Genomic DNA, 18,983 nt, shown 5'->3' on the forward strand with positions numbered 1-18,983 from the left:
CGAAGTGGTCGCATGCCCCGTACCGCACGACCCTTGCTGTTATCGCGACAACACTGGATCGATGTCCGCGGCGCGATGCTCGCGCGCCATAGCGCGCCCGCTTCCATCTCCATCGGATCCGGTGCAGGCGGTATCGGGCGCAGCGCGTGCCCGAGCCTTGGCGAACCAGTGGAATACGGCGATCAGCAGTACGACCGGCACGAAATTCCGTCCGCTGAACAGGTTCGGGGTCCGCATGATTTCCATGACCGATACGAACAGCACCGCGTGTGCGCAGCACCAGAACCCGTTCCCGCTCCGCCAGCCCGCATAACTGCGACCGACCACCCAGCCGAGTACGAGTGCGTCGAGCAAGCCGAACCAGCCCCACTCGTAGAAGTGAACGAAAATCCCCGACGGATTATTGAACTCCGGATCGGCGTAGCCGTTCAGGAACAGGTTGATGCTGTCTCCCGAGTCGAGCCACGGCTGCAACGTCGCGCCGATGACGGGGAAGCGCAGCAACCAGTCGAACGTGAACATCGGGTGGCCCTGGTCCCAGCCCAGCACACTCAGTATTCCCGCGCCGTTGTTCAACGACGTCGAGTAATACAGGCCGAGACGTTCGAGCGCGAAATCGAACAGGTTGTCGTAGATGTTGACGTAATACGCTTCCCACGACCGGTTGTACTCGTTCGCGATGAACAGCCCGAACAGCAGCGGGATCGCCGCATACGGGCCGAACGTCAACAGCCGCGAATACCTGCCGCCGAGCCGGAATCGCACGACCATGAGCGCAAGCGGCATCACCATCTCGATCAGCGCGAGCCGCTCGGCGAAGATGAAGCTGCGCAGCAGTGTCAGCACCGCGAGCACGGCGAAGTAGATCTTGTAGCGATTCAGCCCCTTTACAGGTTTCCTGAACAGATAGAAATACAGGACGACATACGGTGCGGTCGCCTGCGTGAACGTGCTGAGGCCCGTGATGCGCCCTTTCAGATCAAGCATGTCGTATGCATTCGCCTCACCCCGGACGAACGCGATCAGCAGTGCAGGATGCGTAACGACGCCGCTCAGCAGCAAGGCATAGCCGAACAGCGCAAGCGCGAACACGAAATCGAGCACGCGAGGCGACAGTTCGACGGTGGCAGGCGGCGGCCCTCGCCGCGTCCGCGCTTCGGTCGTCGCGAGCCATGCTGCTGCCATCACCACCATCAGGAACAGCGCGCCGACGAACGCATAGAAGCCGTCGAAGTAGATCCGCGCGATCGACTTCTGGTCTCCCAGCAGGCTGAGCGACAGCAATCCGTACAACGGCAGGATGAACATCAGCACGAGGCGTGCCGGATCTTCCCACCAATAGCCCGTGTAACCGCCCGCGGCATCGCGCACGCGCGCCATCCTGCGCATCGTCGCGGGGCCCTGTCGCGGCCCGCCTCCTGCGCCGCCCGCTCGCCGGTTCATGACACCCGTTCCACCCGTTGCCGCGGCGCGATCACCCCCGCATATCCAGACGCGGCCTGATGCGTGTTCGTATCCGTATAGCCGTAGTCGTACCGTCCCGGCGCGCCCTTGTAATCGTTCAGGACCACACCGCGCACGTCGATATGCGCGTGTTCGAGCCGTCGCGCGCTTTCGTCCAGTTCTGCGAGCGTAGTCACACCACTGCGCGCGACGAGGAACACGGTTCCCGCGAGGCGGCCGAGCACCAGCGCATCGGCCACCGGCAGCAACGGCGGGCCGTCGATCACGACCATGTCGTAGCGCGATGCGAGCTGCTCGATCAGTTCGGCGAGCGCGGGCTGCAGCAGCAGTTCGCCCGGATCGGGCACGACGCTCCCCATCGCGATGAAATCGAGACCCGGCACGACGCCGCGCTTGATCGCCTCGTCGAGACTGTGGGTGCCTGCCACCACGTCGGACAGGCCCGGTGCGCGGCTGTAGCGGAACCGCTCGTGCAGCGATCCCTTGCGCAGGTCGGCATCGATCAGCAGGACGCGGCGCTTCGCCGCGCCGACGAGCGACGCGATATTCGCGGCGACGAACGACTTGCCGACACCCGTCGTCGGCCCGGAGATCAGCACGACGGGATTCGACGCGTCCGGCATCGACAGTTGCAGCGCCGCGCGGAAATTGCGCAGGCTTTCGAGCGCCGCGTCCTGCGCGGCAACCGGCGGAACCGGCGCGCGCGCGCCGCGCCGTGCGGCCTTCGGGCGCAACTCCGCTTGCGCCGCGACCGGGCTGTGCGGCACGGTCGCGAACACGGGCAGCCCCGTCGTCCATTCGATTTCCTCGGCATCGCCGATCGTGCCGACGATCCGCTGCCGGACGACCACGATCGCCGCGCCTGCCAGCAGGCCCACCAGCAACAGGGCGATCATGGCGACCCCGCGATGCGGCCCGATCGGCTGCTCGGCGACCTTCGCCGTATCGACGATCCGCACGGTGCCGGTCTTGCTGGCCCGCGCGAGGATCATCTGCTGGCGCGTATTGAGCAGGTTCGTGTACAGCGCCGTGTCGACGGCCACATCGCGCTGCAGTTGCAGCACGCCCTGTTCGACGGCAGGCAGTTGCTGAATCTGCTTGCGGGTCGTGTCGAGCGAACGCTGCGCGTCGGAGAGCTGGGCATCGACGGCCACCACGGCCGGATGCTTCGGCATGAAGCGCGTCAGCAATTCCTCGCGCCGCTGCTGCAGCGTCTGCACGCGCGTCTCGATGTCGACCGACTGCTGGCGCAACGCCAGCGCCTCGTCGCTCGTATTGACCGTCCCGTGCGAGGCCCGGAATGCGTTGAAGCGGCTTTCGGCCTTTTCGAGCTGCGCCTTGAGCTGCGGCAACTGTGCGTCCATGAAGCGGATCAGCTTGTCGGCCGCCTCGGACTTGCGCTGCGTGTTCTGCGCGAGGTACGCGTCGCCGATCGCGTTCAGCACACGGCTCTCGTGCACGGGATCGGTGCCGTCGAGCGTCACGCCGACCATGTTCGACTGCTTGCCGCGCTCCGAGATCAGCGCGTTCTTCTGCAGCCAGGCCGTCGCCTCCTCGTCGCTGTAGCGCGTCAGGTCGAAGCGTGCGCCGGGCTTGCCGGCCACGCCGCGAACGAAGATGTCGAGTGGCCCCTGCGCCGTCTCGACATGCAGCGGCTGCCCGATGCGCCCCTGCCATGCCGGGCCGGTTCGGCCGAACCAGCCGGTCCGTTGCAGCGTGTAGGCGCCGTCGTCACCGACGGTCAGTGCGAACCGCTTGCCGAGCAGGCGCTTGGGCACGTCGAAGGTCGGCACGTCGATGCGCTCGGCGCCGTACACGTAGCCGCCCGGCAACGGCGACGACACCCCGTCGGCCGCGTTCACGAACCGCCAGCCGATCAGCGGCAGATAGTGCGGCCGTGCGTCGACGGCCAGATTGGTGCTGTCGATCGCGCGATCGAGCACCGCGCGGGATTTCAGCACTTCGATCTCGGTCGACGCGTCCGTCTTCAGGTCGAACACCGACGACGGATCGCCGGTCGGCGACGTCGATTTCGAGTCAGTCGGGCTTTGCTCGACCTGGAACAGGATGTCGGTCCGGTAGACGGGGGCCGCACACAGCGCATACACGGCGCCGATGAACGCACCCGCGAGCGCTGTACACAGGATCAGGCGCCGGCCGCCGTAGAGCATGCCCCAGTAGCGGCGCACTGGATAGGACGGCCGCAGGACGAGCCGGCTGTGCGGGTCGGGCAGGGTCGAAAAAGTCATACGGCATCAGTCCCGTAGGCGCGACGCGCGGTCGCGATGACGAAATGGGTCACGAGTGTCACGGCGAAATCGCCTTGGCCGTCAGCGCTCCCTGCGCGGACGACGGAATCAGCAGGTTGACGACGCGGCTCCAGCGCACCAGCGGCGACGCATCGACGAACACGACGTCGCGACGCTCGAGCGGAAACTGGTCGGCCAGCGCGAACGACGCGGGCGAACTGCCGTCGAGGTGGTACACGCGCGGACGGTTGTCCGGGCCGCGACGCACGACGAACACCTGGCGCGCGTCCGACGTGTACTGGCTCGCGCCGCCCGTGTCGCCGAGTGCTTCGCCGAGGCTCATCCGGCCGTCGGTCAGCGTCAGCGTCGCGGGCCGCGACACTTCGCCGAGCACGAACACCTTCGCGTCGCTCGCCGCGCGCACGCGCACGAGATCGCCGTCGCGCAGCAGGATGTTCGACGGGTTGACGCCCGCGGCGATCAGCGCCGGCAGGCTCACGTTCACGGTCTTGTCGCCGCGCGTGACCGAGACCTGCGAACGGTCGGCCGTCGGGGTGAAGCCGCCCGCGCGGTCGATCGCCTCGGGCAGCGTCATCGGCATGTCGTTGACGATCTGCAGGCCCGGCGCGCGCACCTCGCCATCGAGATAGACACGCTTGCTGCGATAGGTCTGCACGCGCAGCGCGATCTGCGGCTTGCGCACGTATTCGCCGAGCCGCTTCGTCAGCAGCGCGCGCGCCTGCGCCTCGGTCAACCCCGCCACGTGCACGAGGCCCGCATACGCGAACTGCACGTTGCCGTTGGCGTCGACCGTGTAGCCGGTCGCAACCGAACTGGCACCGACACCGTCGCCGCCGCCCGTCGTCTGCGTCGTCGGCAGGTTCAATTCGGGGTGGTCCCACACGACGATGCCGAGCACGTCGCCGGGGCCGATCGCGTACGGCGTCGGCTTGCCGAACAGCTGACGGATTTCCGCGTCGACATTGACGCGCTGCCCCGCATGCTGTTGCGCGACGAATGCCGGCGTGATTTCGATCAGCTCCTCGCTCGACACGTTCTGCACGCCGTCGAGGCCGCCCGCGCCCGACGCATCGGCGCTCACGCGCGCGTTCGCGTCGCGGTCGGCAGGCGCCCGATACGTCATGCCCGGCGACAGCACACATGCGCTCAGCGCGCACGCGGCCGCCACGATCGCCATGCGCGACAGCCACGGTGCGCGACGGGTGCCGGCCATGCCCGGCCGCGGCGTCCCCGGCGTCGATTCGGGTTGCGTGGTGATTGACATCGTGCCCTTCCAAAACTGTGTGGTAACCCGCCGAACGCGGCGAATTCCGGCATTACGCTTGCCGGCGCGGCTCGCATCGCAGTGCCGCGCCTCCCTCTACACCGCACGTCATTCCGTACGATTCGTCATGAACTGCTCTTCGTCGCTTTCGTTACTCGTCTGCATCGTCTCGGCCGGCATTGCCTGCGCCGTCAATGCGCAGACGTTGGCCGCCGTCCCGGCCGATGCGCCGGTGTTCGCATCGTCGGCGGTGCTTCCGCCGGCACCGCTGCAACGTTCGGCGCAAGCCGCCGCGACAAGCGACGCCGCCGATCCCGCTGCAACCGCCTCCGGGGCCGCGACGTCCGCCTTCGGGCGTCCCGACGCCAGCGCCGCCGTCCAGCCCGACACGCGCGCCCGTGGCATGCTGCGCCGGCCGCTCGTGCCAGGGCGGCCGCATCGCCCGCAAGTGGTCAGTGCACCCGCCGCCGACGTATGGCGCAGCGACAGGTTGTACGAGTCGCCCTATGCGAAGTCGCCCTATGAGCAACCGGGCGATCCGGACTGACGCATCCCGGCCGGTCATGCCGCGGCGTGACCGGCGATGCCCGATACGGGATTGGACACCACGGTGAACGGCGCGTCTGTGAGGGACCCCACCGAACGCCGATCTTCATATGTAACGGGAATCGCACCCCGACGCGCCCAACGCGGCACGCATCACGACCGGCCGACCGACACGCTCGCGTACGATCGCGCGGCGGCTTCGGGTGCGGCCGGATCGGCGACGCGCGCGACCGGCCGGGCCGAGTCGCGGCCCAGCGCCTGCATGCACAGGTCGATCACGATGTCCGTGCCCACCGCGCCGTACACCGCATGGTCGACCTGCGGCTCGAGGTGCAGACGCACGTGACGCGAGCGGCGGAACGCGCACTCGATTGCGCCGAAGTGACGCCGGACGTCGTCGATGCCGGGATCGAGCGCGCCATACACCAGCGTCGTCCATACGTTGCGCTGCGCAAGCGCGTGCATCACGCCGCGTGGCGTGCCGATGCCCGGCTTCCAGCCGACGCGCGCGGCGAGTTCCTTCGCCGGCACGCTGACCCGCGCGATCGCATTCGCGGCCACTGCCCGTACGATCGGCCGAAGGTCGCGCCGTTCCCGCAGCAGACGCTTCCACTTCTGCCAGTCGCGCACCGACAGCCAGTAACCGCGCACCGAGTTGTTCCGCTGCTTCTGCACCGCCTCGAGCGAGAGCCCGGCCGGCCACACGAAGCGGGCAAGATTGATCGCGATCACGCCGCCGAGCGACGGCGTCTTCACGGCCGCATGCAGCGCGGCATAGGCGCCGGAACAAATGCCGGCCGCGGCGACCTCCGGATGACCGAGGGCGCGCAGCCAGTCCGCGGCAGCGGCAACGTCGTCGCTCGACTGCGCCGAATACACGACGCCCGACTGATCGTCCAGCGCAGCGGGCCCGCTATCGCCGACGCCATGTACGTCGATCCGCAGCGTCGTCACGCCGGCGCGTGCCAGCGTGCGCGCGAGGCGCACGCTAAAGCGCCCTTCGCCGCTGCGCGGATTCGTCGACGTGTTCGCGATCACGACAGCCGGACCCACCGGATTCGCCGGCCGCGTGTCGGCGGGACGGCACAACACGCCGACCAGCCGGTCCGGACCGACCGCGACGACCTGCTCGGTCATGTCGTGCAGGTCGAGCGCGACGGCCGATTCGCCATTCCACGCCGGATCCGCTCGCGACGGGGTCTCGACGCCAGTCGGCATACCCGGCGCGCGTTCGGCGATCCAGTTCGCGAGCGTGTCGATCGCCGCGAGCGGCAAGCGCGAGCGCGTGCCGTCCTGCATCGTCGTCGGCCATTCGCGGAACGGATCGCTCGCCACGTCCACGCCGCGCTCGAGCAACGCTTCACGTAATGCCGGCCCGTCGCCCTGATCGGGCTGGATCAGCAACATCGCGCCGGGCAACGTCGGCGCGTCGCGCACGACGTCGCACAGATCGACCGCCTTCAGCGCCTCGACGAAATCGGCGGGAAAGCGATGCCCGAGCACGTTCATGCACGGTTCGTCGCGATGCGCGACGCGGATTGCGGGCGACGTGGTATCGAGCCACTGGCGATGCACGAACGACAGCTCGCGCAGATAGGCGCGGCCGCGCACCACCGGTGCCAGCGCCACCACCGCGTCGACGCGCGGCGCCGGGCGCGGGCCGACACCCGCGGCGGCAAGCATCGCGAACAGCGCGCCCGCGCGAATCCCGACGAGCGTCAGCGCGGTGACGCCGGCCTGATCGCGCAGCAGGTCGATCGCATCGTGAATGCTCGCGATGCTCGCGGCATACCGACCGGCGTCGCGATCGTCGCCCGCCGAGTCGCCGGTGCACGGATAGCTGAATCGCAATACCGTGACACCCTCGCGGGCCAGCCGCTCAGCAATCGCCCGCATGAGCTTGTGCGTCCACGAAGCCTCGTGACCGAGCGATTCGCACAGGATCACGCCTTGTTTCGTCTGTCCTTCGTGCAGCCACCCCACGCAGCTGCCGAACGTTATCGGCTTCAATTGGTACTCCTCGGATCGGTATTTGTTATCGGACGCGGACGCGCGTTCCGGCGGCTCCACCGGAATCGGCCACTCCACGATCATGTGACTGCGCTGCAAAGCACGGCCTTCTGGCAACGGACCTTCGCCGCGCCCCTGCGCGACGTGTTCGACCTTCGCGATGCGTTGTCCTGGTCCCGCTGCCGGGGACGGCAGGTTGCCGGCCTGAGTCGTCGTCAAGCCTTTCCGCCGCGAACCAAAAAGTCGTTCGATTAGAGCACTCGGCCCGAGCGTTCTTCGGTGCGCCAGCTTACAAATGTATTCATCACTGCAGCGATACAACCAGGCCCGCGCTGTCGCGATTCGCGCCGCACATGCATACCGAATCCTCGAAAGGTACGCTCGCGAACACAGTCGTCCCGCTCGGCCCGTATCATGGCCGCCATACGATGTGGCCGTGTACGGCATCGCCGGACGAAGCCGGCGCCTGCCGGAACGGGCCGCGAACCTACGCAGCCGGGTCAGCGCCGACCGGCCGCGCGAGCGCACGGCGGCCCGCACGCCGCCGCCCAGCAACACCCACGGCGCCGACCAAGCGAATGTCTAACCTCAAGAAGAATTTCCTGCTGCTGCTGACGCTGCAGATTTCGATGTATGCGGTGCCGCTGCTGATCGCACCGTTGCTCACGCATGCGCTCGGCCCGGAAGGCTACGGGCAGCTCGCGTTTTCGCTGGCGGTCATCGCGTACCTCACCAACTGCACGAGCTACAGCTTCGACCTGACCGCCACGCCGCGCATCGCGCTCGCCCGCGACGACCGCGCCGAACGCTCCCGCATCTTCTGGGCGACGCTGTATGCGCAGATCGGCATCGCCGTGATCTGTTTCATCGTGCTAGTCGGACTGATCGTCCTCGTCGGCCGCTTCGGCGAGGACCGCGACCTGCTGCTGATCGGCTTCGGGATGGTGGCCGGCGTGGCGTTCACGCCGGGCTGGTATTTCCAGGGCATGGAGAAGTTGCGCGCGCTGAGCGTGATCCTGTTCATCGGCCGCATCCTGAGCCTGCCCGCGATGTTCGCGCTCGTGCACAGCCCGGCGGACATCGACCGCGCGATGATCGTCAACGCCGCCGTCCCGACGCTGTCCGCGCTCGTGCTGGCCGTCTATCTGTATGCCCAGCGCGAAATCGACTTCGTTCGCGTCGGTTTCGCCGACATCGCCGAATCGCTGAAAGGCGGCTGGCAGGTGTTCCTCGCATCGACATCGATCGCGTTCTATGCGTCGACCAACACCGTGCTGCTTGGCTTCGTGTCGGGCAACGTCGCGGCCGGCTATTTCGCGGCCGGCGACAAGCTGATCCGCGCGGCGCTCAGCATGCTCCAGCCGCTGAAGGCTGCCACCTATCCGCGCATCAGCTATCTGATGCGGCATGCGCGAAACGACGCGTTTTCTTTCCTGCGCAAGCTGTTCGTCGTGCAGGTCGCGATGGTGCTCGGTATCTCGCTCGCGATCTTCTTCGGCGCGCCGCTCGCCGTGCGCATCCTGTACGGGCCTTCGTACGAACCGACGGTCCAGGTTCTGCGGTGGATGGCCTTCATTCCATTCATGGCCGGGATGACCGACCTCTTCGGTGTGCAGACGATGCTGCCGCTCGGGATGAAGTCCGAATTCACGCGCGTGCTCATGTCATCGGGCATTCTGAACATCGTGCTCGTGCCGGTGCTCGCGAAGTACTTCGCCGAAGTGGGCGCCGCCGCCGCCGTGCTGACGGCCGAGGCTGCCGTCGCCGCGGCGCTTGCAACCGTCGTCTATCGCGCCGGGATACCGATGCCCGGCAGTCCCGTCGCGCGGCGCGGCTAGCGCACCGTTCGTGCCGCCCCGATCCCCCCGAGGCGGCCGGAATCGAATGGCACTCCATTCGATGCGCGCGCAACGAACCGCATCGCGCGGGCACGCACCTCTGCGCCTTCCTCCCCGCCAGACGCTCGCGCGCAGGTACTTCTTACTCCGACGCATACGCCGGATCGGGAACGATGACCGTCTTTTTCCCACGCCGCGCACGCGCATCGAAAAAAAGATCATACGTATCGGTAGAAACACTGATGCTGTAGTCAAACTACATTCGTACGATTAGTCACTGCAGAGAATCGCTACATCCGATTCGGCAGTGTCGGACGGTCCGCGTCGCCGTCCGCGTTGTCCGATCGGGCCCAACCGGCCGTAACGATTCCCCGCCTGTCCTGGCATGCCGACGCGCAACCACCCTGCATCGCCAGCCGAATGCGTCCGGTGCGAATCCGCCGGGCGTGCGCAGCTCCAGACATCATCCGAACAACGAGCAATACGATCATGGAGAGCAACATGCGGGACACACTCTGGCCGGCCGCCGTGCTGGCAGCGACCCTCTGCACCAGCGCCTACGCAGGCAACGCCGATTTCAATTCACAGGGCGACGCGGCCGACGCGTTCGCGTCCTCCGCCGTGCAGCGGCGCGCCGACCTCCTCGTGCGCAAGATGACGCTCGACGAGAAACTGCAGTTCATCCATTCGCAATACGAAATGTCGAAGGTGCCAGGCGGCGGCGCCGGCTACATCCAGGGTGTGCCCCGGCTCGGCATTCCCGATCTCAACATGGTCGACTCGGCGACCGGCTCCGGCAGCACGTCGCTCGCGAGCACGACCTTCCCCGCGACGATCGCCGTCGCCGCGAGCTGGGATCGCCGCCTGTCGTACGACTATGGCAAGCAGGTCGCGATTCAGTTGCGCGCGCAAGGGTTCGGCATGGGCCTCGGCGGCGGCACCAACCTCGCACGTGAGCCGCGCGGCGGCCGGCTGTTCGAGTATCTCGGCGAGGATCCGCTGCTCGCCGGCGACCTGCTCGCGGAGCGCACGCTCGCGACGCAGCGGCAGAAGGTCATCGCGACCATCAAGCACTATGCCGGCAACGAACAGGAGCATGGCCGGATGGGCGGCAACACGCAGATCGACGAGCGCACGCTGCGCGAACTCTATCTGCTTCCGTTCGAGATCGCCGCGAAACGCGGGCAGCCCGGCAGCGTGATGTGCAGCTACAACCGCCTGAACGGCACGTACGCCTGCGAAAACAGTCACCTGCTGAACGACGTGCTGAAGAACGAATGGGGCTTCCAGGGCCAGGTGCAATCCGACTGGGGCGCGACGCACAGCACGGCCGCCGCGATCAACGCCGGGCTCGACGAGGAAGAGGACGTCGGACCGTCGGTCTACCTGACGCCAGCCGCCGTCAAGCAGGCAATCACGAACGGCTCCGTGTCGACCGCGCGCCTGGACGACATGGTGCGCCGCAAACTGGCCGTGATGATTCGCGTCGGCGTGATGGACGATCCGGCCAAGGGCGGCGGTACGATCGACTTCGCGGCCGCGAACCGATTCGCACAGGGGGTCGCCGAGCAGTCGATCGTACTGCTGAAGAATGACGGCAACCAGTTGCCGCTGGCGGCCGCGGCGTTGTCGCGCATAGCCGTGATCGGTGGCCACGCCGATGCGGCCGTGCTGTCGGGCGGCGGCTCGGGCAACACGCGCGATCCGGTCACGGGTTCGTTCCCGGGCTGCGGCGGGCTGACGTTCGGGTCGTCGACGGGTTGCAGCTGGTGGCGCAATCCGTGGCTCAAGGTCGACGTGCCGATCGTCGCGGCGATCCGTGCGCTCGCGCCGTCGGCACAGGTCACGTTCGCGGGCAACAGCGACCAGCAGTCCCCGTTCCGCGCGTACACGCAGCAGGAAATCGACCAGGCCGCGGCGCTCGCGGGCCGCTCGGATGTCGCGATCGTCGTGGTCGCGCAACCGGCCGGCGAGGACTTCGGCGATCTGCAAAGCCTGAGCCTCGCGAACCCGTCGAACCAGGATGCGCTCGTCGAAGCCGTCGCGCGCGCGAATCCGCACACGATCGTCGTCGTCCAGAGCGGCAATCCGGTGCTGATGCCGTGGAAGGACAACGTGTCGGCGATCGTCGAGGCGTGGTATCCGGGCGAAGGCGGCGGCAAGGCCATCGCGAACGTGCTGTTCGGCGCGGTCAATCCGTCCGGCAAGCTGCCCGTCACGTTCCCGGCGCGCGACCAGGATTCGCCGACATGGGGACAAAACGGCGCGTTCGAGAACGATCCCGTCTACGCGGAGAAGCTGAACATGGGCTACCGCTGGTACGACGCGCGCAACATCAAGCCGATGTTCGAATTCGGCTACGGGCTGTCGTACACGCACTTCGCGTATTCGGGCCTGTCGGTGTCGCGGCAACGGGACGGTTCCTTGAGCGTCGCGTTTACCGTGCGCAACGACGGCCGCGTCGCCGGCGCGGAAACGCCGCAGGTCTATCTCGGCGTGCCGTATAAGGACGAACCGCCGAAGCGGCTGGTCGGCTGGGAAAAGATCCAGCTGAATCCGGGTGAGGCGCGGCATGTCCGCGTGACCGTGTCGCCGCGGATGCAGAGCGTGTGGGACACGTCGCGCAACGGATGGAAGGTCGTGCCGGGCGGGACGGTGTATGTGGGCGCGTCGTCGCGCGATATCCGGCTGCAGGGGAGCTAATCAGACAGCCGGCGAGCCGGGCGTCGGGAGCCCCCTTGTCGCCTGGCGCGCGCGGCCACGATTGTCGCGGCGAATGATGCGCCAGGCGGCCGGCGTGCACCCGATTGCTCGGCTGACAGGCGAAACGGGAAGCCCGGACGTCTCACGACGTCCTCGCCTGCCCGTGTCGCACTTGCGGCTCGGGTGAATCAGTCGAGGCCGCCGGAACGGCAGAATTCTGCGAGCACGTCGAGGCCGCGCGCCGGTTCCCGCACGAACGGATTCGACTCGTCCCACGCGTAGCCGGCCAGGATCGAGCAGACCATACGCTTCACGTCGGATGCCTTGTCTTCATGAAACACGATGTCTTGCAGCGTCCCTGAATACCAACGCTCGACGAAGGCGCGGAAGGTGTCGATGCCCTTGCGCAACGCGACGTCGTAATCGCGCGCCCAGTCGACCGTCTCACCGCGCAACTGCCGTTCGAGCACGGCAACCGCCAGATGGGCCGACCGCAGCGCGATCGTCACGCCCGACGAGAAGATCGGATCGAGGAATTCGCCCGCGTTACCGAGCAATGCATAGCCGCGGCCGTGCAGAGACTCGACATTCGACGCATAGCCTGAAATGCGGCGCACCGGCATCACGAACGGCTTGCTGCCGACAAGCCGCGACAGTGTCGGCTCGCTCTGCAGCAAGTCACGCAACAGCGATTCCTGCTGCGCTTCCGGCACGTCCAGAAATCCGGCATCGGCCACACACCCGACCGACGAACGTCCGTTCGTCAGCGGAATCATCCAGAACCACACATCGCGTCGCGCCGGATGGACAGCAATGCAGATCTTGTCTCGATCGGTCGACCCGGCCGGCAAACGATCTTCGACATGCGAAAAGATGGCCGCGCGCGTCGGCAGGCCGGTGGGTGCCTCGAGCCCCAGCAAGCGCGGCAACACGCGACCGAACCCGCTCGCATCGAGTACGAACGACGCGTGAACGGAATATTCGTGGCCTGCCTCGTCGACGACGTCGAGCCGCGGCGTATCGCCGGGCTCGAAAGCGCGTACGGTATGACCGAATCGCACGTCCGCGCCCTGTTCAGCCGCACAACGTATCAGCAGATCGTCGAACGTGGCGCGTTCGACCTGATACGCCGTTCCCCAGCCGTCGGAAAACTTCTCGCGGAAATCGAATGACGACATCCTGTCGCGATAGACGAAATACGCCCCGTTCTTGAACTGGAAGCCGGCCTCGACGACTGCCTGCAACATTCCCGCTTCTTCGAGATACCGCATGCTCTGTGGCAACAGGCTTTCCCCGATGGAAAAGCGCGGAAAATGCTGGCGTTCGAGCACCAGCACCGAGCGGCCGGCCTTGCGTAGCAGCGCGGCTGCCACTGCACCGGATGGTCCTGCCCCGATGATCGCGACGTCGATCGAGTTCGATTTCATTTCAGTCATGCTTGGCAATTCACTTCGAATGATTGGGTATCTTACGTTTCTCACACCACGATTTGACGTTGCAAATTACAATAGGCGCTCAACAAATCCAAGATTCCGACGAGAGGCCCATGACGTCCTACCGCCCGCACGCTCCCGCCTTTGTTCCCGAAACCCGATTCGGCATCTGGTTTCTTCGCACGCATACCTGGGAACATCACGTGCTTAGGGTGGCCATCGACGATCTGAAGCGGCTTGTCGCGGCGCCGCTGCCGACGGCGCCCGTGATCCTCGATGCAGGCTGCGGTCAAGGCAAGTCGTTCCGCCTGCTGAGCGAAGCGTTCTCGCCCGGCAAGATCATCGGTATCGATTGCCACGATGACTCGCTCAAGCATGCGTCGGAAGAGGCGCATCGCTGCGCAACGCCCGTCGAGCTGCATCACGCCGACTGCACGCAAATTCCGCTCGCCGATTCGAGCGTCGACATCGTGTTCTGCCATCAGACCTTTCACCATCTCGTCGACCAGGAACATGCACTGGCCGACTTTCACCGCGTGCTGAAACCCGGCGGGCTGCTGCTGTTCGCTGAATCGACCGATGCGTACATCAAGTCATGGGTGATCCGGCTGCTGTTCCGTCACCCGATGCAGGTTCAGAAAAGCGCCGACGGCTACCTTGCGATGCTCCGCCACGCCGGGTTTGCGTTCGAACCGCGCAACGTGTCGTTTCCCTACCTGTGGTGGAGCCGCGCGAAAGACTTCGGCCTGCTCGAGCGCATCGGCCTGTATGCACCGAAGCCCGGCAAGCGCCGCGAGACGCTCGTCAATGTCGCTGCACGCAAACCGGCCTGAGTGAACGGGGCCGCCGTCTGGCGGCCCCTTCCCGACGCGTGCCGGTTACGGCTTCAACGTCACGACCTCGCCGGTCAGTGCTGCCCCGGCCACGACCGCACCGGCACCGCACGTGAACTCGGTCGCGCTGGATCGCAACACGTTGCGGTAATTGCTCTTGATGCCGATGACGGCATTGCCGCCCTCCTTTCGCGCGCGCGCCTGAAGCTCGATCACGGCCGACAGGAATACATGCTGGCACGCCGCCTCGTCGCTCTTGCCGAACGAATTGGTCTTCTTGTTGGTCGCGAACGAACCGTACGACTGGATGACGCGCGGATGCGCCTGATCGCCGAAATAGAGCGCGATGCCATCATCGAGCTTGCCCGCCTCGCTCTTCAATGCGCTCTCGATCGGATAATCGTTGATCGTGTCCCGCGCGTTTGCAGCCGAGGCTGCGAACATCGCGCAAGACAGTGCCAGTGCAATGCGATATTTCACGTGTACTCCCGTTATTGCGCGTTCAGTTGCACGACGTCGCCAGACACGGCGATCGCACCGGCACTACCGCTCACGCCGCACGTATACTCGCTCGTCGAATTTGAACGCTTCTCATGAAAGCGTGTCGTCACGTTGATGACCGCATTCCCGCCATGATTCTTCGCATAGACGCGAAGACGGTTCAGCGCTTCGGCCAACGCCTGATCGCACGTCGGCTGTTCCGCTTGCGTCCCGCGCGACACACGGACCGATTCCGAACGCGGACCGATGCTGGTCTTGACGTCCGGGTGCGGCTGCGCACCGAAATAGATCGCGACGCCGCTCGCGTCCGATGCAGTCGCCGCTGCCGGCAGAGGCAGCGAACGGACCACGGTGCCGCACCCCGTCAGCAACGATGCCGCGACCAACATGCCGGCCAGATGTCGTTTGTGCTTCATTGTTATCGTCCTCTCAGCTCAGTAAGTTCACATCAATCGCCTTTCCAGGCGTCCAACAACACACTTGCGCAGCTGCCGCCGAATCCGAACGAAACAGAAAGCGCCCGCTCGATTGTGCATTCGCGCGCGTCGCGAACGAGTGGCATGCCGGCGAGTGCCGGGTCGGGCTCGCGGCCGACGGCCGAGCCCGCAACAAAACCGTCGCGCATCATCAGGATCGTATAGATCGCTTCATGCGCCCCGCTCGCGCCGAGCGGATGCCCCGTCATGCCTTTCGTCGACGAGAACGCCGGCACGTCGCCCCCAAATACGTCGATGAGCGCCTTCAGTTCCTCGATGTCTCCGAGCGGCGTCGATGGCGCGTGCGTATTGACGTAGTCCAGACGCCGTCCGCCGCCGTCGAGCGCGCCGCGCATCGCCCGCGCGATCCCCGTCGCGCGAGGCGTCGCCATGCCTGCGCTGTCCGTGCATTGGCCGAACCCCGCGACCTCCGCGTAAATTCGCGCACCACGCGCACGCGCATGCTCGAGCGATTCGAGAACGAGAATGCCTGCGCCGGACGCAATCACGAAGCCGTCGCGGCCAAGCGCATACGGACGCGACGCGCGATCCGGCGTACTGTTGAAACCACTGGACAACACGCCCATCGCGTCGAACATCAACGTCATGTTGTCGTGCAGCGCCTCGCTGCCGCCCGCCAGCACGATGTCCTGGCAACCGGACCGGATCAATTGCGTCGCGTGCCCGATCGCGAGTGCCGCGCTCGTGCACGCGGACGACGGCGAGTACGACACGCCTTCGATGCCGAACAACTGCGCAACGCACGCCGACGCCGTGCTGCTCATTGCCTTCGGGACGACATAAGGTGGCGTCTTGTCGATACCGCGATGCTGCGCAATCGACATCGCATCGTCGTAATCGGCAATCGATCCAATGCCCGACCCCACGATCGCGCCCGCGCGCGGCGAACGAAGCATCCCGACATCGATGCCCGCATCGTCGAGCGCCGACGCAGCCGCATGCGCGGCGAAGCGTGCCGTGTCGCCCATGAACCGCTCATGCTTGCGCGAGAATCGCGCCGCCGGTGCGACCGACGCCACCCCTGCCACCTGGCTGCGAAAACCGCGCTCACACCACGCGTTCACGTGACTCACACCCGAGCGACCCGCTCGCAGCGCGGCCGATACTTCGTCCAGCGAATTACCGAGGCACGACACGATGCCGAGCCCCGTGACGACGACGCGCGCCGTCATAGGGCGGCCCGCCGGAAGATCAACGACGTGTTGATCCCGCCGAATGCGAAGTTGTTGCTCATCGCGAATTCCACATCGATCCGGCGCGCGTCGCCGACGATGTAGTCGAGCTGTGCACAGGCCGGATCGACTGTCTCGAGATTGAGCGTCGGTGCATACCAGTTGCGCTTCATCATCTCGATCGTCCACCACGCCTCGAGCGCGCCGCACGCGCCCAACGTATGGCCCACATAGCTTTTCAGCGAGCTGATCGGCATCCGCTCGCCGAACACGGACGCCGTCGCGTGACTCTCCGCCACATCGCCTCGATCAGTCGACGTACCGTGCGCGTTGACGTAGCCGATCGAATCGGCATCGAGCCCCGCATCACCCAGCGCGAGACGCATGGCGACCGCCATCGTCTCGGCCGTCGGCTGGGTAATGTGTGCGCCGTCGGAATTGCAACCGAAACCGACAATCTCCGCATGGAGCGTTGCGCCGCGTGCGATCGCGTGCTCGTATTCCTCGAGCACCAAGGTCGCCGCGCCTTCCCCGACAACCAGGCCGTCACGATCGACATCGAACGGGCGCGGCGTCAGGTTCGCGTGATCGTTGCGCGTGCTGGTCGCGTACAACGTATCGAACACCGCCACCGCCGGTCCCGACAATTCTTCGGCGCCGCCCGCCAGCATCAGCGTCTGCTTGCCCGTCGCGATCGCCTCGTAGGCATAGCCGATCGCCTGGCTGCCGGACGCGCAGGCGGACGACGTCGGCACGATCCGACCTTTCAGATCCCAGAACAGGCTGACGTTGACCGCCGTGGTATGCGGCATCATCTGCACGTAACTGTTCGACGTGACGTCCCGCATCGACCCCGTCTCGATCATCGTTCCAAAGGCCCGGATGGGTTCGACCGATCCCGACGACGACCCGTACGCGACGCCCATCCGACCGTCCCGGATCGACGGATCGTCGGTCAGCCCCGCATCCGCCAGTGCGAGCTCGCTCGCTCGCACCGCGTACATCGAAACCGGCCCCATCGAACGCGTCTTCTTGCGCGGATACGTGGCCGGCAACTCGAAGGCCGGCAACGGACACGCGAGCCGCGTATGAAGCGATTCGTAGCAGTCCCATTCCGGCATGCGCCGTACCGCATTGCGCCCGCTGCGCAAACGCGCCTCGATTTCCGGCCAGCTTTGACCGAAAGCGGTCACGCCGCCCATCCCCGTCACGACCACTCGCTTCATCACACCATCCCGCCATTGACGCCGATGATTTGCCGGGTGACGTAGGTCGCCACATCCGACATCAGGAATCCGACGACCGCCGCGACTTCGTCGGGTTGGCCGACGCGGCCCATCGGCACCATCTTCAACGCGTGCTCCAGCGACACGTCGTCGAGCATGCCGGTGTCGATCAGCCCCGGAGCAACGCAATTGACCGTGATCTTTCGCGATGCCAGTTCGACTGCCAGCGCCTTGGTCGCGCCGATCAGGCCGGCTTTCGCGGCGCTGTAGTTGACCTGACCACGATTGCCCGTCACGCCGGACACGGACGCGATCGTCACGATGCGGCCGCCACTGCGCAGGCGCACCATCGGCATGGTCAGCGGATGAACGATGTTGTAGAACCCGTCCAGCCCGGTTTCGATCACGACGTCCCAGTCCTCCTCGGACAACGCCGGAAATGCACCGTCCCGCGTCACGCCCGCGTTGCACACGATCCCGTAGTACGCGCCGTTCGCTTCGACGTCGGCCTCCAGCTCACGCCGGCACGCCGCGCGATCGCGCACGTCGAACTGCAACACGCTGGCCGTGCCGCCTTGCGCGCGAATCGTCGCTGCGACCGCTTCCGCAGCCTCGCGCCCGGTGCGGCAATGAACCGTCACGGCGAAGCCGTCTGACGCCACGCGCAGTGCCACGGCGCGGCCGATGCCGCGGCTCGCCCCTGTCACGAGAACTCGCCGAGTCATGAATTGAAGCTCCCTTCGATAAAAGATTGGAAATCGTTCGGTTGGTACACCTTGACGACGGCTTCCGCGCAACACTCACCTTCAGCATGAATCGCGCATTCGTATGCGCCGTGCCCCTCGTCGCCGCGCAGCAATTCCCGCGCGACGATGCGTAGCACCGTGTCCGCCCCGAACGTCGCGCGATGCGCGACATAGCGGTTGGCCCCGAGCAGCACGCCCGGCTTCGCGCGGCCGCCCGCATGTGCCGCGAGCAGGCCGACGTGCGCGGCGATCGCCTGCGCCATCAGCTCGATGCCGATCCATGCCGGCATCGCCCCGCTGCCGTCGGCATACCACGCATCGCGGCGCACGGTCGCGCTCACCTCGATGCCGGTTTCAGAACAGCGCTCGATCGCATCGAGCAGCAGCATCGTGCCGCGATGCGGCAAGACGTCCGGCACGCTCCCGATCGGAATATCCGCACCGCCGTGCAGCGCGTCGATCAATGGTCCGGCATGCATG

Annotated in this window: 15 protein-coding genes; 4 read left to right on the forward strand and 11 right to left on the reverse strand. The window is 66.3% G+C overall.

Features of this window, described 5'->3' with window-relative positions; translation table 11 throughout:
* Positions 1-39 precede the first annotated feature (39 nt).
* The 3 genes from WS75_RS06520 to WS75_RS06530 are packed head-to-tail and all read right to left on the reverse strand — an operon-like array spanning position 40 to position 4,998.
* On the reverse strand, positions 40-1,443 hold the full coding sequence (locus WS75_RS06520; protein WP_059679680.1) for an oligosaccharide repeat unit polymerase: 1,404 nt from the start codon (positions 1,441-1,443) through the stop codon (positions 40-42).
* Complete coding sequence (locus tag WS75_RS06525; protein ID WP_059679681.1) at positions 1,440-3,713, reverse strand: polysaccharide biosynthesis tyrosine autokinase; 2,274 nt, start codon at positions 3,711-3,713, stop codon at positions 1,440-1,442. Before WS75_RS06525 ends, WS75_RS06520 begins: the two co-directional genes overlap by 4 nt.
* Before the next feature lie 58 nt (positions 3,714-3,771).
* Positions 3,772-4,998, reverse strand: a complete 1,227-nt coding sequence (locus tag WS75_RS06530; protein WP_059679682.1) for a polysaccharide biosynthesis/export family protein — start codon at positions 4,996-4,998, stop codon at positions 3,772-3,774.
* A 127-nt stretch (positions 4,999-5,125) separates the two neighbouring features.
* On the opposite strand from WS75_RS06530, the gene WS75_RS06535 reads away from it, so the two are divergent.
* Entirely contained in the window at positions 5,126-5,545 is a 420-nt protein-coding gene (locus WS75_RS06535) for a hypothetical protein (RefSeq protein ID WP_059679683.1), read from the forward strand.
* 152 nt (positions 5,546-5,697) lie between these two features.
* Here the strand turns inward: WS75_RS06535 and WS75_RS06540 are convergent, their stop codons facing one another.
* On the reverse strand, positions 5,698-7,554 hold the full coding sequence (locus WS75_RS06540; RefSeq protein ID WP_059679756.1) for an alpha/beta hydrolase: 1,857 nt from the start codon (positions 7,552-7,554) through the stop codon (positions 5,698-5,700).
* A gap of 578 nt (positions 7,555-8,132) precedes the next feature.
* On the opposite strand from WS75_RS06540, the gene WS75_RS06545 reads away from it, so the two are divergent.
* Both WS75_RS06545 and WS75_RS06550 read left to right on the forward strand, forming a co-directional pair.
* On the forward strand, positions 8,133-9,392 hold the full coding sequence (locus WS75_RS06545; protein WP_059679684.1) for an oligosaccharide flippase family protein: 1,260 nt from the start codon (positions 8,133-8,135) through the stop codon (positions 9,390-9,392).
* 501 nt (positions 9,393-9,893) lie between these two features.
* Positions 9,894-12,095, forward strand: coding sequence for a glycoside hydrolase family 3 C-terminal domain-containing protein (locus tag WS75_RS06550; protein ID WP_059679758.1), 2,202 nt, complete (start codon positions 9,894-9,896; stop codon positions 12,093-12,095).
* A gap of 188 nt (positions 12,096-12,283) precedes the next feature.
* Here WS75_RS06550 and WS75_RS06555 read toward each other — a convergent pair whose 3' ends face one another.
* Positions 12,284-13,531, reverse strand: coding sequence for an NAD(P)/FAD-dependent oxidoreductase (locus WS75_RS06555; RefSeq protein WP_059679685.1), 1,248 nt, complete (start codon positions 13,529-13,531; stop codon positions 12,284-12,286).
* A gap of 110 nt (positions 13,532-13,641) precedes the next feature.
* Between WS75_RS06555 and WS75_RS06560 the strand changes: the two genes are divergently transcribed.
* Complete coding sequence (locus WS75_RS06560; RefSeq protein ID WP_059679686.1) at positions 13,642-14,361, forward strand: class I SAM-dependent methyltransferase; 720 nt, start codon at positions 13,642-13,644, stop codon at positions 14,359-14,361.
* A 45-nt stretch (positions 14,362-14,406) separates the two neighbouring features.
* Here the strand turns inward: WS75_RS06560 and WS75_RS06565 are convergent, their stop codons facing one another.
* From WS75_RS06565 to WS75_RS06590, 6 genes are read right to left on the reverse strand one after another with little or no spacing between them, the layout of a single operon-like run.
* Positions 14,407-14,841 carry an excinuclease ABC subunit A gene (locus WS75_RS06565; protein WP_082729510.1) on the reverse strand — a complete coding sequence of 145 codons (435 nt, stop codon included), beginning with the start codon at positions 14,839-14,841 and terminating at the stop codon, positions 14,407-14,409.
* A gap of 11 nt (positions 14,842-14,852) precedes the next feature.
* Entirely contained in the window at positions 14,853-15,278 is a 426-nt protein-coding gene (locus WS75_RS06570; protein WP_059679688.1) for a hypothetical protein, read from the reverse strand.
* A gap of 32 nt (positions 15,279-15,310) precedes the next feature.
* Positions 15,311-16,531, reverse strand: coding sequence for a beta-ketoacyl synthase N-terminal-like domain-containing protein (locus WS75_RS06575; RefSeq protein WP_059679689.1), 1,221 nt, complete (start codon positions 16,529-16,531; stop codon positions 15,311-15,313).
* Positions 16,528-17,757: a beta-ketoacyl-ACP synthase gene (locus WS75_RS06580; protein WP_059679690.1), complete on the reverse strand. Its 1,230-nt coding sequence runs from the start codon at positions 17,755-17,757 to the stop codon at positions 16,528-16,530. Before WS75_RS06580 ends, WS75_RS06575 begins: the two co-directional genes overlap by 4 nt.
* Positions 17,757-18,482, reverse strand: coding sequence for a 3-ketoacyl-ACP reductase FabG2 (locus WS75_RS06585; RefSeq protein ID WP_059679691.1), 726 nt, complete (start codon positions 18,480-18,482; stop codon positions 17,757-17,759). The genes WS75_RS06580 and WS75_RS06585 overlap by 1 nt, the downstream gene beginning before the upstream one ends.
* Positions 18,479-18,982 carry a hotdog family protein gene (locus WS75_RS06590; RefSeq protein WP_059679692.1) on the reverse strand — a complete coding sequence of 168 codons (504 nt, stop codon included), beginning with the start codon at positions 18,980-18,982 and terminating at the stop codon, positions 18,479-18,481. The genes WS75_RS06585 and WS75_RS06590 overlap by 4 nt, the downstream gene beginning before the upstream one ends.
* Position 18,983 lies beyond the last annotated feature (1 nt).

The sequence above is a fragment of the Burkholderia sp. FL-7-2-10-S1-D7 genome (assembly GCF_001524185.1).
In the GTDB taxonomy this organism is placed as follows: domain Bacteria; phylum Pseudomonadota; class Gammaproteobacteria; order Burkholderiales; family Burkholderiaceae; genus Burkholderia; species Burkholderia diffusa.

Coding starts and splice junctions, on each gene's coding strand:
- WS75_RS06535 (WP_059679683.1), top strand. CDS start 5,126: ATGAACTGCTCTTCGTCGCTTTCGTTACTCGTCTGCATCGTCTCGGCC.
- WS75_RS06590 (WP_059679692.1), bottom strand. CDS start 18,982: ATGCATGCCGGACCATTGATCGACGCGCTGCACGGCGGTGCGGATATT.
- WS75_RS06525 (WP_059679681.1), bottom strand. CDS start 3,713: ATGACTTTTTCGACCCTGCCCGACCCGCACAGCCGGCTCGTCCTGCGG.
- WS75_RS06575 (WP_059679689.1), bottom strand. CDS start 16,531: ATGACGGCGCGCGTCGTCGTCACGGGGCTCGGCATCGTGTCGTGCCTC.
- WS75_RS06555 (WP_059679685.1), bottom strand. CDS start 13,531: ATGACTGAAATGAAATCGAACTCGATCGACGTCGCGATCATCGGGGCA.
- WS75_RS06585 (WP_059679691.1), bottom strand. CDS start 18,482: ATGACTCGGCGAGTTCTCGTGACAGGGGCGAGCCGCGGCATCGGCCGC.
- WS75_RS06570 (WP_059679688.1), bottom strand. CDS start 15,278: ATGAAGCACAAACGACATCTGGCCGGCATGTTGGTCGCGGCATCGTTG.
- WS75_RS06560 (WP_059679686.1), top strand. CDS start 13,642: ATGACGTCCTACCGCCCGCACGCTCCCGCCTTTGTTCCCGAAACCCGA.
- WS75_RS06545 (WP_059679684.1), top strand. CDS start 8,133: ATGTCTAACCTCAAGAAGAATTTCCTGCTGCTGCTGACGCTGCAGATT.
- WS75_RS06580 (WP_059679690.1), bottom strand. CDS start 17,757: ATGAAGCGAGTGGTCGTGACGGGGATGGGCGGCGTGACCGCTTTCGGT.
- WS75_RS06520 (WP_059679680.1), bottom strand. CDS start 1,443: ATGAACCGGCGAGCGGGCGGCGCAGGAGGCGGGCCGCGACAGGGCCCC.
- WS75_RS06550 (WP_059679758.1), top strand. CDS start 9,894: ATGCGGGACACACTCTGGCCGGCCGCCGTGCTGGCAGCGACCCTCTGC.
- WS75_RS06530 (WP_059679682.1), bottom strand. CDS start 4,998: ATGTCAATCACCACGCAACCCGAATCGACGCCGGGGACGCCGCGGCCG.